We start from the raw sequence: 16,628 nt of genomic DNA on the forward strand, positions 1-16,628 counted from the left end.
CAATAAATATTTTTTTCTTTATTGTTCTAAAAACATATTCAGGCATTATACGTCATACCTCTCAAGTTGACGCTTTAAAATTGTTTTTGTCACAATTTTTAACTTTTGGAGTTATTGCATCAATTGATTACTTCTTATTATATATAGGAAGACCTAAAATAGCAATTTTAACAGCTTCTCTTCTAAATGCATTTTTGTCACTTGGATTATTGTTACTGTTCAGAATATTTGTGAAACATATTTTTGAATATTACATAAATAAAAATCATGTTAACGACAAAACAAACATCATTGTTTATGGTCTAGATGCAAATGCCATTTCGGTTGCAAGAGCACTCGAATCAGAAAATCCAAAAAGATATAATGTGATTGGATTTGTAGATAAAACGAAAGAAAACATAGATAAAAGAATACTTAATTTACCAATTTTCCAAATTAAAAAAAGTATTCCATTAACAATGAGAATTACTGGTGCAGAAGCTATTATTCTTGCTGACAGTTCATTATCTACTGAAGACAGAAACACAATAATAGAGAGTTGTATAGAATACAACTACAAAGTTTTCATGGCTCCAATAATCTCAAATTTTGAAAACCCAGAGAATATAGTTAAAGAAATTAAAAATTTTGAAATCACTGATTTATTAGAAAGAAATCCAATCATATTAGATACTGATTTAATAGAATTAAAGCTCAATAAAAAAACTATTCTAATAACTGGAGCAGCTGGTTCTATTGGCAGTGAAATTGTTAGACAAATTCTAAACTATGATATAGAAAAAATTGTTTTAATTGATCAAGCAGAAACTCCTCTTCATCATTTAGTTCTTGAATTAAAATCGCTGAATTCTAATCTGAAAATTGATACCATAATTGCAGACATCAGAAATTTTGAGATTACAGATCAAATATTTAATAAGACAAGACCAAATATAGTTTTTCATGCTGCTGCCTACAAACATGTACCTTTAATGGAAGAAAATCCTAACCAAGCCATTTTAACAAATGTCTTAGGTACAAAAAATATTGCAGATTTATCTCTAAAATACAATGTTGCAGATTTTGTCATGATTTCTACAGATAAAGCTGTAAACCCAAGCAGTATAATGGGTGCAAGCAAACGAATTGCAGAAATGTATGTACAATCAAAGCACTTCAATATATTAAGTAGTAAAACAGAAAATTCAACAAAATTTATCACAACTAGATTTGGAAATGTACTTGGATCTAATGGATCTGTTGTACCATTATTCACAAAACAAATTAAGAAAGGTGGGCCTATAACACTTACACATCCTGAAGTGATAAGATATTTTATGACAATACCTGAAGCTTGTCAGCTAGTATTAGAAGCATGTGCAATGGGTAATGGTGGAGAAATTTTTATTTTTGATATGGGAAAACCTGTTAAGATTATAGATTTAGCGAAAAAAATGATACGGCTAGCGGGTTTAAAGCCTGATATAGATATTAAAATTGAAATTATAGGATTAAGACCTGGCGAAAAACTATATGAGGAATTACTCAATGAAACTGCAAAAAATTTAACAACACATCATGAAAAAATTCTAATTGCTATAGAGGTTTGTGATGACTACAATAGAATTAATCAACAAATTTCAACTTTAATCGAGCAAGCTTATATAAATAACTATGATGAAATTATTGATTCCATAAAAAAACTTGTTCCTGAATACAAACAATTGAATTAATAACAAATTATTCTATTAGTTTAATAACTAAAAAGTATCAATTATTTAACATCTTTTAAATTAAAAATACAAGATTAATCCTTAATTTTGCACCTCGAAAAAATCTATCCATATAATAAAAAAAAATTCACAATAATTGAAATTTCAATAACATGAAAAAAATAATTTCTTTTGCTTTTCTTTTACTTACTTTAATTTCATGCAGTACAAAAAGAGATATTCATTATTTTCAAGATATTAAGGACAAACCAGAAACAAATGTAATTTACACGGAAAATAAAATTCAAGTTAATGATATTTTAACAATAACTGTTTCAGCTATTAACCCTGAAAGTGCATTGCCATTTAATGCGAATTTTTATAATGTTGCAGGAAATGTTGGTTCATCAGGAAATTCTCGTTCATCAGGAAGTTCTCAAAACGCAATGAGCTCGAGTGGTTATTTGGTCAATGCGGATGGTAATGTTAGCATGCCTATTTTGGGAAAAATACCAGTAAGAGGTAAAACAACTAGTGAAGTGGAAAATTTAATAGAAAAAATACTAATAGACCAAGGACAATTAACCAACCCAACCGTAATTGTTAGAGTATCTAATGCAAAAATAACAATACTTGGAGATATTTCAGGCCCCGGAACTTATCCTTATTTTGAACAAAACATAACATTACTCCAAGCGTTAGGCTATGCAGGTGATTTAAGTATTTCTGGAAAAAGAAATGATATTTTGATTATTAGAGAAGAAAATGGAAAAAGAACCTATGGACATATAGACATGAGAAAAACAGATTGGTTCAATAGTGAATATTACTACATAAAGCAAAATGATATTATATATGTTTATCCAAATGGACCAAAGGTTAGCTCTGCTGGTTATATAACAAATTACACAGGGCTTGTAAGTGCATTTTTTACTGCTTTATCAATTTACCTACTTTTTACTAAATAATAATTTATGGAAAACCAAGTTGCAACACAAGAAAACAAAAATGGTTTCGATATTCGTTTAGAATTCAACAAATATTTACCTTTTTGGTTTTGGTTTGTAGGGTTTACGGCTGCAACACTTTTTATAGCCCATTTTTATTTACGATATTCACCACCAGTTTATCAGAATTCTGCAAAAATTAAAATATTGGATAATTCCAATTCACCCTTTAAAATGTCTACTGAAGGTATTTTTATTGTGGGCAAAAACAAAGCTAAACTTGGAAATGATTTACAAATTATAAAATCAAATAGAATTTTAAAGAATGTAGCCAGGGAATTAAATTTAACAACTGCTTATTATTTACCAGGAAGAATTATCAATTCAGAACAGTGGAAAAACTGTCCTGTAAAAATTGAATGGTTAGGCACAGATGATATGTTAGAAGAAAAATCTTTAAGTCTTAATTTGACCATTACAAAAAAAGGATTTAAAATTGAAGAGTTAGGGAATAAAGAAATGATCTTTGATAAAAAATACGTTATTAATAATACTCCTTTTAAAATAAAATCAAACACTAGACAATTAGCTGTTTTCAATAACAAAAAATATTTAATTCAAAAATTACCCTTAAGTAGTGTGGTTAGTTATTTAAGTGGGAGTGTTAGCGCCAGTGTTTTATCAGATGAAAGTGATGTAGTGGTACTCTCAATGAGAGGATTAAACCAAGAAAAATCCAAAGACATTGTAAATTGTATAATTAAAGTATACAATGAAGATGGAATAAAAGACCGACAATTAGCTTTCAGAAATACGATACAATTTGTAAATGATAGGTTTCAATATCTAGTAGGAGAATTAGATTCAATTGAAAATTATAAAATAGGTTATAAGAAAAAAATTGACATTAATTCAATTGATGAGTTATCCGGTTTAACAGCTGGAAGAAAATCTACATATGAAGATAAAATATTGGATTTAGAAAGTCAAATGTCTATGTCTAGATTTTTAAGTATAAGTATTAAACCAGGAACTCATAAAACATTACCAACAAATATTGGTATTTTAAATGTTAACATAAATTCATATATTGATAATTACAACCAATTAATTAACGAGCGTGATAAATTATTAATAAGTGCAGGGAAAAATAATCCTACATTAATGGGAATTAATGAAAAGTTACCTGAATTACAGGAAATTATTATTACATCTATTAAAATTTATCAAGATGAAATTCTAGCTTCAATAAATAACTTAAAAAAAATTCAGTCTGAAAATAATAGTTTATATAGTACTGTCCCAGAAAAGGAAAAAGTACTACGATCAATTGAAAGACAACAAAACATAAAAGAAAATTTATATTTATTATTACTCCAAAAAAGAGAAGAAGCCGGAATAAACATGGCGATAACACAGCCATCCGTAAAAGTATTAGAATATGCTGGTAGTGGTAATAAAGTTGCTCCTAACAATAATACTATATATCTTATAGCGCTAATAATTGGATTAGGAATTCCATTATTATTACTATTTTTAAAATTCTATTTTGATACTAAAATACACAATAAAATAGATGTAAAAAACATTGTAAAGGATATTCCAATTATTGGTGAAATACCATTTATTAAAGAGGATAAATATATTCAGAGTAATGATCGATCAATTTTAGCTGAAGCCTATAGAAATGTTAGGACAAATATTAATTATTTACTCCCTGCCTCAAACAAAAAAGAAGGTTTTGTGATCTTTTCAACTTCAAGTATAAAAGGGGAAGGAAAAACATTTAATGCTATAAACATGGGATTAATAATGACCCAAATGAAGAAAAAAGTCTTGATTATTGGTGCCGATTTAAGAAATCCACAGTTACATAAATATGTTGGTCTAGCTAAAGAAAAAAGAGGTTTAACTAACTATTTATTTGATCAAGAAGTTGAATATAAATCAATTATTAATAATAACATATTAGACAACAACTATATGGATGTTATTATATCAGGTAGTATTCCGCCAAATCCAGCTGAATTAATTTCTAATGGAAAATTTGAAAATTTGTTAAACATTGTTAAAGCAGAATATGATTATATTATTGTAGATTCTGCCCCAACTTTATTAGTTACTGATACTTTATTAATTACAAATTTGGCAGATTTGGTAATTTATGTTACTCGAGCTGATATGACTGACAAGCATGTAGTTGAGTATTCTAGGGATTTACATTTACAAGGAAAAATAAACAAAATAGCTTATATTGTTAATAGTGTAGGATTAATTTATGTTTATGGATATAAATATAAATACAATTATAGCTACGGTTACGGATACAATTATAACTATGGGTATGGATATGGATATGGAAGTGAAAATGATAACGATTATGTTGAAAAAAGTACATTTGAAAAGATGATTACTAAATTCAAAGTTACTTTCAAATCGTAAAATAATTTTTCATAAAAAATAAAGAGGGGAAAATATATTTTCCCCTCTTTATTTTTTTATTGATTATACCTAATAATTTTTCCAGGATTTCCAACCACTACTGCATAATCTGGAACGTCTTTAATAATAACGGAACCAGCACCAATTGTTGCCCATTTTCCAATATTTATACCCTGTCTAATTGTAGCATTTATTCCAATTTGCGTTCCTTCACCAACCAATACATTGCCCGCTAATGAAGCCATTGGTGAAATATGCGCAAAATCTTTAATTACACAATCATGTTCAATCAATGCGCCTGAATTAATAATTACATGTTTACCAATACTAGCTCCTGAATTAATAATAGCGCTTGCCATTACAACAGTCCCATCATTTATTCTGGAAAAAGAAGATACAATTGCTTTTGGATGAATAGCTATCTTATATTGACCTTTCCATCTTTTTGAAAGCTTCTTACGTGTAGCATTATCTCCTACCGCTATTATTAACTGATTATCCGGATTAAGAAATTCAACTCTATTATAATCAAAAACTGGAAACCCCAACAATTCAGAATAAATAGGTTTATCATCTAATATAGATACTATTTCTTCATTCATTAATAATAAAATATCTATAATAACTTTAGCATGACCACTACAACCAAAAATGTAAACTTTAGGTTTCATATTTCTTTTTAAACGGTATAATGGAAAAAAATTAGAATCATTTTCTAAAACATTTACCTTTTTATTGAGTTGGTTATATATATCTTGGTCAACTACAAAATTCCAATTTTTAAATTGACATCTAATATCAGAAAATCCTAATTTAAAATGAAATAACAAATCTGTATCACTTCCACCAAGACCACCACCAAGGTGAAGAAACTTTAATTTAAGTTTTGTAGCTAGTATTCTAGCCTCATCAATTATTAATTTCGTTAAAGAAAGTTTTCCGTCAAAATCTATCGCACCAGACAAATGATATTGCATAATTCCATTAGATATTGTAAAAATAGCTCCTGAATAAATCTTTTCTTCATGCTTTGCCAGTAAAATAATTTTTTCAAAACATGGGCTATTTAAAAAACGATTAAAATAGTCTTCATCATAAAAGTAATCTTCAGTCGCAGCGACTTTTTTCATAGTACTTTTATAGATTCTTATGAATTCATTAATATCTTCTTTAGCTTTTGTTTCATAAACAATTACATTTTGTTTTCTTAACTGATTAATTTCATATTTAATAGACTTTCTATATTTTTTCTTTTGATCATCTTCTGTAATAGAAGTATCAATCGCAATAGTATTATTAAGATCAATTAATTGACCTAAATTTTTTAATACTACATGATTTAACAATAAAGGATGTAATCGTGAAAATGCAGTAATTATTTTATTGTTTTTAAAAAACCGTAGTAACTCTTCTTGAAAATAATCAATGTGTGTGTTTGATATATTCTTATAATCAATATTGCTTATAGGACCGCAATATCCATATACTGATGTACAGTCAAAATAAGGAGTATCTTCTATATTTCTAATAATTAAAGGAATTGCTATAAAATCTTTTTCAAAATTAACAACAAATAAAACTGGTCTGTTATTTATTTCTAATTGATGATAGGATTGCGTGTGATAAAAATCATACACATAAGAAGATGAAACGATCTCAGACCATTTAGTATCATTAACTTCTATAACCGAACTAGATTTATTTAGCATTAATTTATTGAAAAACTAATTAATAATAAGAGTATAAAGTGATAGTATAAAAATCAAATATAAAAAAACAACTTGATAATAGTGTTTGAAAAATCAAATTAAAATTTGACTAGTCAAAAGTTGTTTTATACAATTACACCCATAGAGATATGATTATTCAATAGGGTTGAGAATCAACAGTTAATTGAATATATTCTTTTTTGATAGCTTCCCAAATAACTTGTTGATTGTATCGGGTAGCAATCATAGTCCGAGAATTGGCTTGGAGTTGATTAAAAAGTTGACTATTATCAACTAATTCATTCATAAAAAGCAGTAGGCTATCTATATTTTTTACAGAAACAATTACCCCATTTACACCTTCCTTAATAATTTCATTACAACCGTTAATATCAGTTACTATACAAGGTAATCCCATAGCTCCGGCTTGCATCACAACATTAGGAAATCCTTCCCGGTAGCTAGGAAAAACTAATGCATTGGATAAAGCAAGATACGGTCGCACATCAGCTTGAAAACCAGTAGTAATAATAGCCTCATTGGTTTGAATCACCTCCAAAGTGTTCGGCAATAAAGGATCTAAATCAGCTTCGTAATCGCCCACTAATAGGAGTTTAGAAAGTGGATGCTGAGTTTGGTGCCTTTCAAAAGCGGCTACCATTTCGTTAATGCCTTTATCGGATACCATCCGACCTACAAACACAAAGACAAAATCACTCGGTCCAATTTGCAACTGTTGTCGTAATGACAGGTTTTGTGATTCTGTAAACAAACTTGGATTGAAAAAGTCAATATCGATACCATTGCTACTTCCATTACCTAATACTTTTAATTTTGATGAATGACAAAATTTGTTTTGCACTATGATTTCTTGTAACCCAAAGGAATTGGGATAAACATTGGTAGCACAGGCATATGTGAGTTTTTCTACCCAGTTGAGTATGGTTCGCTTAATGCCTTTGGTTTCAATAAGTGGTAATCCAGCTACTGTGTGTAACCGATGAGGAACACCTGCTAGTCTTGATGCTATCATGGCTACCAATCCGGCTTTAGGTGTATGCGAATGAATGATAAAAGGTTTTTCTTTTCGTAGGAAAAAGTAAAGTTTACAGATAGCCAAAAAATCTGCCAAAGGAGTAATTTTTCGTGACATATCAATCGGAAAAGTTCTTACGCCTTCTCTCACTCCTACTCTCTCTAGATATTCCCTGTCGGAACTAATAGCGACAACTTCGAAAGAGGTACTCATAAATCGTAACTGCCCATGTAACAACTTATCCATAGATATGGGAACCGTAGTAACGCGAACTAGTTTGGGTTTACTCATGAGTTACTTTACTTTTATAAAGGGTAATTCCCTGACTTATGATGTGCAACAAAGCTATTAGTAAAAAAGGTTGAAACATAACTTTAGTTCGCATAAAAATACCCAAATTGGCATAACGTTCAACATAAATTATGGTTACTAACAAAGTAAACCAAAAAGAAATTTTTATCCAAGTGGGAAAAACTAGTTGAGAATAATACCTTAAGATTACCATCAAAGCTAAAACAAACAATAGAAGCATTACTAAATTCTCTACACTGGCTAACATCATAGATATATTATGAGCATCAAAGAACAATGGACGAAAGTTAAAAGAAAAAAGTTTATAGCAATAGTTATAGTCTAACATAGGCACATAAGAACCCGAATGCTTAAAGGATAGAATCGAAAATTCATTAAAATACTGAATACGATGCCAATTAAAATAACGAATGCCCGATAGCTGAAAAGCCATATAGACTAGGGCTAACAGGACAAATAAGGAAATGGAAAGTAAAAAAAACCTTCTTTTCAAAGTATAGTTTTTTCGAAAAAACAACACCAGAAAAATGGCGGTGAAGAGTAGCATAGCCACATGAGGACGAACAATCAAAACCAATAAACTCCCAGCAATAAAAGAAAATGAGGTAAAGCCATTGGCGGCAAGAGCATAAAAAACAGAAGCAATTCCCCAAAACAACAGGGCTTCTTTACCCAAACTTGCCGTCCAATAATGAAGATTGGGCAATAAAAAAACAAGCCATAACCAATTGTTATTCCCAATAACAAAAGTGTCTTTCACCAAGACTTTCACCCAACGAATCCATTGTATAATACCTAAAAAACCTATAGCTCCATAAAGCAAAAAACCACCCCAATAAGGGAGGCCTATTTTAACAAATGGATAGTTTAAAAAGAGGATAAAATCCGTTCCATACTTAAAAAAATCTAACCAGGATTTTCCTTGAGTATACTCCTTTTGAAACCAATAAAGCTGAGAGTCAGCCATACCTCTTTCAACGCGGATTTTATAGGCAAAATAAATAAAAATGAGGTGATAACCCAAAAGGAGCCAATAGTAATAAGGGATATTTTTAAACCGTTGTAGCACTCCTAAATTATCTTTATGAATGGGTAAGATATGGAGCTGCTAATTCACGCATGGTTAGACTTTCCATGCCATACGTTTGGCGACAATATTGAAATACTTGGATAATGTCAAGTAAGGCTTTCAAAGCACCTTCTGGATCAATTCCAAAATTATGTGGATGCCACCAAAGATGGTAAACTTCTCCGTTTTTAGCTGCTAGTATGATTTCGTTTTTTATTCTATGAACCCGAGCAGTGTTAAGCAGTATTTGCGAATGTTGTGGCCTCAAAAAACGACTGGCAGCTTGACCTACAACTACTGAAGATATTATTGAATCGGCTTTATATGATTTTTTACCCAAAGGTAAATAAGCATCACCTGTACGAGTAAGTTTTGTAAAAATAGTATCTGGAATATTGGCATCCCAATACCAAACATTAGGGTTAGTCCTTACCGTTTTAATTTGATTCTTTTGACAAACTTCAAGATAGGATTCATTAAATTGATTTCTAGGAAAAACAAGAGATTCCATCTTTATAGAGAATTTATTGGCTATTGAAACAGCCTGTTGCAAATCAGCATCAAATTGAGCTTGTGTTTGTCCTTTTTCTAGACAATAATAATGAGAATAAGTATGCGAACCTATCTCTTGTCCTTTGACACTTTGAATTGCCTTAATAAGTTGAGGCGCAAAAAAGAACCTATCCAATCCAGTTTTGCTATGCTGTTCTCCATAGCCATAAGGATCTAATTTTTGATTTTCATAAGTTGGTAACAAAGTGGGGTGATTTGCATACCATTCTTCCCAATTTTCATTAAAGAGCATACCAACAGTAGCCCAAGTTACATGAATGTTATTTTTTTCAAATATGTCGAGTAATCTTGGAATAACAATCAAAGTGTTATCAAAGTAGGTTACTTTATCCTGAATAGTGATATGATCAAAAAGACCCCATACCAATTCAAAATCGAGAGAAATTACTAAAGCACCTTTTTTCATGGTAATAAGTTATAACGTCTTTAGACTATAGGAGTGACGTTAAGTTTTTGTTGCTGCTCCTTTTTCCATTGTTCTTCAGCTAGAAAATAATAAACCACAAAAAAACCAAAATACATTACCATGGTCTTTTGTCGCATGATAATCCCTAAATTGGACATTACAAAGGTCATAGCATATGAAGCCAAGAGAAAAGTGATCGCCGACATTTTGACCATATAAGGTGCTTTCCTAATAAAACCTATAAATCGCAAATTAAAAATCTTCAAAAACAATAACAAGTAAACTAAATTCTCTGCAGAACTAAAGAGACCTAAAATACCAGGTGAATCTACAAAAAGTGGCCTAAACCAGAAGGTAAAAAATTTAAATGGTAAAGGATAACTTTGCATAGCAACTCCAGAGCCAGCAGAGGTTTCCAATCTATCAGATTGTGCATTAGCATAATCTTGAAAATCGTCCACTACATTTTCGGAGTTTTGATCTATATTAACTGAACCAAGAATAGTACTGCTAGCACTATAAAGAAAAGCAACAGAAGCTAATACCACAATAATTCTAGTTCCAATGCCTAATTTTTCTCTTCCCGTCAATAAACCAATCATAACACCTCCAAGTACAAATAGCATAACAGCAGGTCTAATCATATAAACAAAATAACCACCAATAAGCAACGTAACAATTCTTTGCCTTGGTCTTTTAATAGCAAATGCAAACATCATTAATCCCATAAATATTAAGGACCCTTTTCCAAGCGATGCAGTCCAGAAGTGCATATTAGGGAAAAATAATATCAATGATAGCAAATCATATCTTTTAAAAACAGTAACATTTAATGGAATATTTTCTCTGAAAAATAAGTAGGCATGAACAAATCCGATGAACCCAAACCATGAAAACAATAACATCACTGATTCGTATGATAATCCTAAAGACGCAAACGGAGCAGCGAAATTATCAATAAATTTTGTACTAGTATTACCTATTAAATTCCAATTCCCGCCAATATTAGATGCATTTCTATAATATTCTTGTGAGTCTGATCTACTAATAATAGTTGTTATATAATAAACAACGAAAAAGAATAAATGATATAAAAATAAGTTATTGAGAGTTTTTTTTGAAAGCGTTGGATACTTCTCCAAAATCTTCCCTATAAAAAGTTGGGTTGTAAAATATAATAATAGTAGTAAAAGAACAAAATCCATTTAAAATTATTTGTATGAAATATAAATCAACCCTATAAAAATTATTAAAATAACTCTAAATCACCCAAACTATATTTCCAGTTATTGATATCTAAAGCTATGCCGTCAAAGATAGCATTATTTGTTAAAGATTTAAAAGTTAGTTTGGGTCCAAAATGTCCATATATATTAAAGGCAAAAAGGTGTTTATTTGCAACAGTTATAATGTAACATTTGTTTTTAAAGGCATAAGAAATAATTGCCTTTTTAATAACTTTATCAATACTAAAGTCATGATTTCCAATTACCTCAACCACTCTTAGTTCATCAAAAAAACGATGTTTTTTAACATACATGGCTACGTAGCAATCTGGAGTAGAATGAATAATGTAGGTTTGCAAAGGATTTTCTTCGTATCGCCATTTAATGTATTGAGCAGATTTTGGTGTAAATAAGACATTCTTATTTACAAGTTCTCGATTGTGAATTTCACACAAGGTTTGAAGTTGCAAAGTTGTTATGCCACTTTCTACTTTATTTTTAGAAAAGAAATAAGCTAAAGCATAAAAAAAAGTGGGAACTAATGCCACTTTAATTTTATCCACTTCTTGCCAACCCATTTTTAAGTAACCAGGGCGACTTTGATCATTTGGCGTGTTAAAAACAAAGCAGTCTCCTTTTTCATGTATCTTATCAAGTGCTTGCAAAGTCAACTTTTTAAATATTCCTTTTCCTTGGTGTTTAGGATGTGTAGCAGTATCAACAGCTCTGTAGGCATTCCAAATCTGATTGCCCATTTGCCATCGCCAAGTCATAAAAGCCCTCACTCCAATTAATTCATTATTTTCCTCAGCTAATAATACTGTTGATTCACCAAAAGGATTTATGACATGCTTGAAATTCCATATTTCAGCCGATTTCTTTAGCAAACTTTCACCTAAACTGGCTTGAAGTAAAATGATAATAGAATCGATATCCTCTTGCTTTGCTTCTCTTACAATCATATAATTTGTGCTAAATATAATTTTTCTAAAGAATGTACCATCACTTCAATGCTAAAAGAGTCAACCACTCTCTGTCTTGCAAGTGATTGGTATTCTTTTAATTTTTGGTCGTCTTCAGCCAATACAACTATTGATTTTGAAAGTGATTTCCAAGCATCAACTGACACTACAAAACCATCTTTATCAGGTCTTAAAACTTCTTTGATTCCTCCAGCATCGGTCGAAACAATAGCACAACCCATACTCATAGCTTCCAATAACGCAATGGGTAATCCTTCAAAAGAAGAACTCATCATAAAAATATCCATCGCTTCATAATAGGGTTTTACATTGCTTTGTAAACCTGCAAAAAATACTTTGCCTTCTAAACCTAATGCTTTATGTTTTTCTTTTAGCATAGGTTCTAAAGGGCCGGCACCAATTATAATACCATATATTTTAGGATTTTGTTTGATGGCTTCTGCTATAATTTCGAGCCATAAATCCAATCGTTTCTGAAAACGAAAAACGGCTACTGTTCCAACTAAAATAGCATCATTTGGAATTTCAAATTGCTCTCTAATTCGTTCTCTTTCTAGAGGATTTTCTCTTTGAAAAGTAGTCGTATTAACACCATTTAAAATAGTTTTTACTGGTATGTTTGGATTGATGTTTTTTTGAATTGATTGCGTAACATCTTCAGAAACACCGATACCCATACTTTGCCATGTAAAACTAAATTGATTAAATAATTTAGTAATAAAATGATAACGCTCTTGTAAATTGTGCTCGGAATAAAACAAGGGAATTCGAGTTTTTAAATGCACTAATCGAGATACAAAACCAGCCCAAGGCAAATGCGCATGTATCAATTGAATTTGATGATCTTTGCAATAACGAATTATTTTTGGATATTGAAGCAGTAGTTGAATATTATTGTTCGCAGTAAAACAGGTTACTTTACCTCCAGCCTTTTCTATAGCTTCAACCAATTGATTTTTCCAAGGTAAAAAATAGAGGTAATGAAACTCAAATTGCTCTTTATTATGAGATTTTAAAGTTTCTGGCAAAAGCATTTCTGCACCACCGCGGCCAAGAGATTTTATGATGTGTAGGATTTTAATTTTCAATTAATTAAAATTTTTTAATTACAAATTAATTTATAAATGATCCTGTATATTAGTTTTCAATTTGATGAGAGTTTTTTTTTTCAAAAAACTAAACAGGATGTTCAAAAAAATATTTTTTAATAATGAAAAAGAATTAATATTTTATATAAACAAAATATTTTTGTTTGTAATTTTTGTTTGTTGCTCCACTTTTCCCGATAAATTTTGGATAACAAGGCAACAAAACAAAATCAGATTTATCTATAAGTCTTTGATGTATTGATTTTGCCAAACAAACCTCAAAATAAACTCTCTCCCAGTCATTTAGTTTTGAGCTGAGTATAGGTTCTAAATATTCGTGATAAAATTCCTTTTTATAAACAAAAAACCTACTGTCTGAATAACTAAGATTTCTAGATAAATTTGATGAAATCGAAAACTCAGATAAATTTGTAAATAGCTTATTTATAATATAAAGAATATTAACAACTACCAATCTTCCTGTAACCTTTACAACATAATCAGATTTCTTAATAAATTCTGAATACTGATGGGCATAATCAAAAATTTCTTTCTCACCATGAGATTTTCCGTAATAACTATTTATAGATTTAAAATTAAGATATTCTAGTTTATCACTATTTTTTGTTACTAAATTTAATATCTTATCGGAATGATACATACTGTTTTCACAAAAAACAATTGGAATTCCTAATTTTAAATAAAAAACTAAAGCATTAAAATAATCATCTTCTCTTTCAAAAACAGAATTCCTTTTGAGTCCTATTGTATTTAAAGGCTCTATTGAAGCTGTAAGTAAAATACAAAATCTATCTTTCATTGTTAAATTTTTACCATTAAATTATTATAACTAATATTAATTTCCAAGGAGATATGTTTAAAAGAGAAATTAATTGGACAACTAAACTTTTTATTATACTAAGTATATTTAAACCCATGGGGTGTAATTATTTTTAATTACTAATCAATACAAAATTGTCACAATGAGACTGTCGAAATGTATTCTTTTTAATATCTTCTATATTTTTTTTCATATTAGAATCTATTGTCATGTCTTCTTGCATAGAATCAACAAAATTCAATTCATCATTTTTTATAAAAGCAAAGTAAACTTAATCAACTGATATTTTATTATTACTATTTATTATTTTTTTTAACCGATTTGCTATAATCATAGAAGAAAAAGGGACCCAATGTGTATCATCAAAAAAATAAATGTCTTTTTTATCCTTGAATTCAGATTTTAATATTTGTTTTGAATTTATGTAAATATATTTTTTAGGAAATTTTTCAAAATAATCAAAAAACAAAGGCTTAGGATATCTATTTTTTTCAACAATATAGTCATAATAAAAATCATACTTATCAGGGCATGGTAGAACAATTAACTTAATTCCCCGATTTTTCAAAATATCATACAATTTATTTAGTTCGTCATTTAAATGGGATATTTTGTACAAATCATTATTTTCTTCAATGTTTTTTAAATCATCTGAAAAGAATAACAATTCATTATCATCAATTGAAAATAATTTTTTTGTGGTTTTGACTTTATAAACATCCGATAAATATGCATTATCATCTAGAAAATAAAGAAAATTTTGAAATAAAAAATTTACGGATCTAGATGGTAAATTATCAATATCATTCCCTTTTTTTAAAACATTGTTTTTATGTTTCTTACTGATTTTATAGATGCTATCTAAATCTATACGTTTTTTATAATTAATATTATTTCCACGCTTTACAAATTCACGTTCAACAGATTCAAGAATTATATAATCAATTTTTATTTTATTTAATATATTGCCATTCAAAATGCCATAAACCGTTTCAATAGGATTTTTATGTAAAAATTTATCAAAATGTAATACTGAAATATTACTGCCCTCAATTAAATAGTTTTTATATCCAAAGCCTTTCTGTTCTGAAAATGAATCTCCAATAGTCAAAACCGTATATTTATTATCAATTTTTGAATTTGATATGGTATCGAATAAAATAGGCTTGGTCAATTCTTTCTTAAAAACTTTTCTACAATTTCCTTTATAATAAACATAACTCATTCTGAGTAAATCGCCTTCATCGGTTGAATAACATACAAACGTAAAAACCAATAACATTAATATCGGCAAACAAACAAAACCTGTCTTAAGTAAAAATCTTTTCATTTTAAAATTGAAAATAAATAAATTGTTGTTCTGAACCCGTTAAATATAAAATAGAAAGAATTAGAATATAATAAAATGTTAATCTTACATAAGTTGATTTTGATTCACCAAGTTTTGCAATTGCATACTGTTCATCTCTACCTAGCCATTCTATAATTAAAAAACAAATAATTACCATAATGAGAATTGGAGGTTGTAACTCACCTTTTGAATAAAGTGAGGTAGTAAAAATATTTTTTGAAAAAAGTGATTTTGAAAATATTTTAGAAATATAACTCAATGCTTGGGTTAAATTTTCTGATCTAAAAAATATCCAAGCGAAAACAGTTAACCCAAATGTTAATCCAATCTGACAAAACTCTTTAAAAGAAGGAAAAATTCTTCCTTGTGCTATAGTGTTGAGATTATTTCTATTAGTATTAAAAATAATTGAAGGCATAATATAAATGGCGTTCAATAATCCCCATATTATAAATGTCCAATTCGCTCCATGCCAAAAACCACTTACTAGAAATATTATGAAAGTATTTCTAACTTTCATCCAAGTTCCTCCTTTACTTCCGCCAAGTGGAATGTATAAATAATCTCTAAACCATGAAGAAAGCGAGATGTGCCAACGACGCCAAAACTCAGCAATATCTCGAGAGAAATAGGGAAAAGCAAAATTTTTCAATAAATCAATTCCAAAAAGCCTTGCTGTTCCTAAAGCAATGTCAGAATAACCGGAGAAATCTCCATATATCTGAAATGTAAAAAAAACAGCCCCTAGAACTAAAGTATTTCCTGAATAATCTTCAGAATTGTTAAATATTTCATTTGCATATTGAGCACATTGATCAGCAATGACTACTTTTTTAAATAAACCCCATAGAATTTGTCTCAAACCATCAACAGCTCGATTGTAATCGAATGTTCTTTTTCGTTGAATTTGAGGTAATAAATGAGTAGCTCTTTCAATAGGACCAGCCACAAGTA

Annotated in this window: 13 protein-coding genes; 3 read left to right on the forward strand and 10 right to left on the reverse strand. The window is 29.3% G+C overall.

Translation table 11 applies throughout. The features are described 5' to 3' along the window. The 3 genes from ACOYLP_RS05680 to ACOYLP_RS05690 form a co-directional block, all read left to right on the forward strand. Nucleotides 1–1,712 (forward strand): polysaccharide biosynthesis protein (locus tag ACOYLP_RS05680; RefSeq protein WP_422855217.1); only part of this gene is annotated, 1,712 nt, incomplete at its 5' end. A gap of 152 nt (nucleotides 1,713–1,864) precedes the next feature. Next, on the forward strand, nucleotides 1,865–2,659 hold the full coding sequence (locus ACOYLP_RS05685) for a polysaccharide biosynthesis/export family protein (RefSeq protein WP_422855218.1): 795 nt from the start codon (nucleotides 1,865–1,867) through the stop codon (nucleotides 2,657–2,659). 6 nt (nucleotides 2,660–2,665) lie between these two features. Continuing rightward, on the forward strand, nucleotides 2,666–5,080 hold the full coding sequence (locus ACOYLP_RS05690; protein ID WP_422855219.1) for a polysaccharide biosynthesis tyrosine autokinase: 2,415 nt from the start codon (nucleotides 2,666–2,668) through the stop codon (nucleotides 5,078–5,080). Nucleotides 5,081–5,136: 56 nt separating this feature from the next. Here the strand turns inward: ACOYLP_RS05690 and ACOYLP_RS05695 are convergent, their stop codons facing one another. The 10 genes from ACOYLP_RS05695 to ACOYLP_RS05740 all read right to left on the reverse strand — a co-directional run. Beyond that, nucleotides 5,137–6,789, reverse strand: a complete 1,653-nt coding sequence (locus ACOYLP_RS05695) for a NeuD/PglB/VioB family sugar acetyltransferase (protein WP_422855220.1) — start codon at nucleotides 6,787–6,789, stop codon at nucleotides 5,137–5,139. Between the two features lie 157 nt (nucleotides 6,790–6,946). Then, nucleotides 6,947–8,116 carry a glycosyltransferase family 4 protein gene (locus tag ACOYLP_RS05700; RefSeq protein ID WP_422855221.1) on the reverse strand — a complete coding sequence of 390 codons (1,170 nt, stop codon included), beginning with the start codon at nucleotides 8,114–8,116 and terminating at the stop codon, nucleotides 6,947–6,949. Beyond that, nucleotides 8,109–9,104: a hypothetical protein gene (locus ACOYLP_RS05705; RefSeq protein WP_422855222.1), complete on the reverse strand. Its 996-nt coding sequence runs from the start codon at nucleotides 9,102–9,104 to the stop codon at nucleotides 8,109–8,111. Before ACOYLP_RS05705 ends, ACOYLP_RS05700 begins: the two co-directional genes overlap by 8 nt. A gap of 115 nt (nucleotides 9,105–9,219) precedes the next feature. Beyond that, nucleotides 9,220–10,185 (reverse strand): polysaccharide deacetylase family protein, encoded by a 966-nt coding sequence (locus ACOYLP_RS05710; protein ID WP_422855223.1) that lies wholly within the window; start codon nucleotides 10,183–10,185, stop codon nucleotides 9,220–9,222. Between the two features lie 20 nt (nucleotides 10,186–10,205). Continuing rightward, nucleotides 10,206–11,390, reverse strand: a complete 1,185-nt coding sequence (locus tag ACOYLP_RS05715; RefSeq protein WP_422855224.1) for a hypothetical protein — start codon at nucleotides 11,388–11,390, stop codon at nucleotides 10,206–10,208. Between the two features lie 44 nt (nucleotides 11,391–11,434). Further along, entirely contained in the window at nucleotides 11,435–12,373 is a 939-nt protein-coding gene (locus tag ACOYLP_RS05720) for a GNAT family N-acetyltransferase (protein WP_422855225.1), read from the reverse strand. Then, nucleotides 12,370–13,482: a glycosyltransferase gene (locus ACOYLP_RS05725; protein WP_422855226.1), complete on the reverse strand. Its 1,113-nt coding sequence runs from the start codon at nucleotides 13,480–13,482 to the stop codon at nucleotides 12,370–12,372. The genes ACOYLP_RS05720 and ACOYLP_RS05725 overlap by 4 nt, the downstream gene beginning before the upstream one ends. A 133-nt stretch (nucleotides 13,483–13,615) precedes the next feature. Then, entirely contained in the window at nucleotides 13,616–14,302 is a 687-nt protein-coding gene (locus ACOYLP_RS05730; RefSeq protein ID WP_422855227.1) for a hypothetical protein, read from the reverse strand. Between the two features lie 292 nt (nucleotides 14,303–14,594). Further along, complete coding sequence (locus ACOYLP_RS05735) at nucleotides 14,595–15,653, reverse strand: alginate O-acetyltransferase AlgX-related protein (protein ID WP_422855228.1); 1,059 nt, start codon at nucleotides 15,651–15,653, stop codon at nucleotides 14,595–14,597. Between the two features lies 1 nt (nucleotide 15,654). Then, a partial coding sequence (locus tag ACOYLP_RS05740) for an MBOAT family O-acyltransferase (RefSeq protein WP_422855229.1) occupies nucleotides 15,655–16,628 on the reverse strand: 974 nt, incomplete at its 5' end.

Origin of the sequence: Flavobacterium sp., assembly GCF_049318325.1 — a bacterium.
Taxonomy (GTDB): domain Bacteria; phylum Bacteroidota; class Bacteroidia; order Flavobacteriales; family Flavobacteriaceae; genus Flavobacterium.

Excerpts from the sequence above, each read along its gene's own strand:
- ACOYLP_RS05685 (WP_422855218.1), top strand. The coding sequence starts at position 1,865 with ATGAAAAAAATAATTTCTTTTGCTTTTCTTTTACTTACTTTAATTTCA.
- ACOYLP_RS05690 (WP_422855219.1), top strand. The coding sequence starts at position 2,666 with ATGGAAAACCAAGTTGCAACACAAGAAAACAAAAATGGTTTCGATATT.
- ACOYLP_RS05695 (WP_422855220.1), bottom strand. The coding sequence starts at position 6,789 with ATGCTAAATAAATCTAGTTCGGTTATAGAAGTTAATGATACTAAATGG.
- ACOYLP_RS05700 (WP_422855221.1), bottom strand. The coding sequence starts at position 8,116 with ATGAGTAAACCCAAACTAGTTCGCGTTACTACGGTTCCCATATCTATG.
- ACOYLP_RS05705 (WP_422855222.1), bottom strand. The coding sequence starts at position 9,104 with ATGGCTGACTCTCAGCTTTATTGGTTTCAAAAGGAGTATACTCAAGGA.
- ACOYLP_RS05710 (WP_422855223.1), bottom strand. The coding sequence starts at position 10,185 with ATGAAAAAAGGTGCTTTAGTAATTTCTCTCGATTTTGAATTGGTATGG.
- ACOYLP_RS05715 (WP_422855224.1), bottom strand. The coding sequence starts at position 11,390 with ATGGATTTTGTTCTTTTACTACTATTATTATATTTTACAACCCAACTT.
- ACOYLP_RS05720 (WP_422855225.1), bottom strand. The coding sequence starts at position 12,373 with ATGATTGTAAGAGAAGCAAAGCAAGAGGATATCGATTCTATTATCATT.
- ACOYLP_RS05730 (WP_422855227.1), bottom strand. The coding sequence starts at position 14,302 with ATGAAAGATAGATTTTGTATTTTACTTACAGCTTCAATAGAGCCTTTA.
- ACOYLP_RS05735 (WP_422855228.1), bottom strand. The coding sequence starts at position 15,653 with ATGAAAAGATTTTTACTTAAGACAGGTTTTGTTTGTTTGCCGATATTA.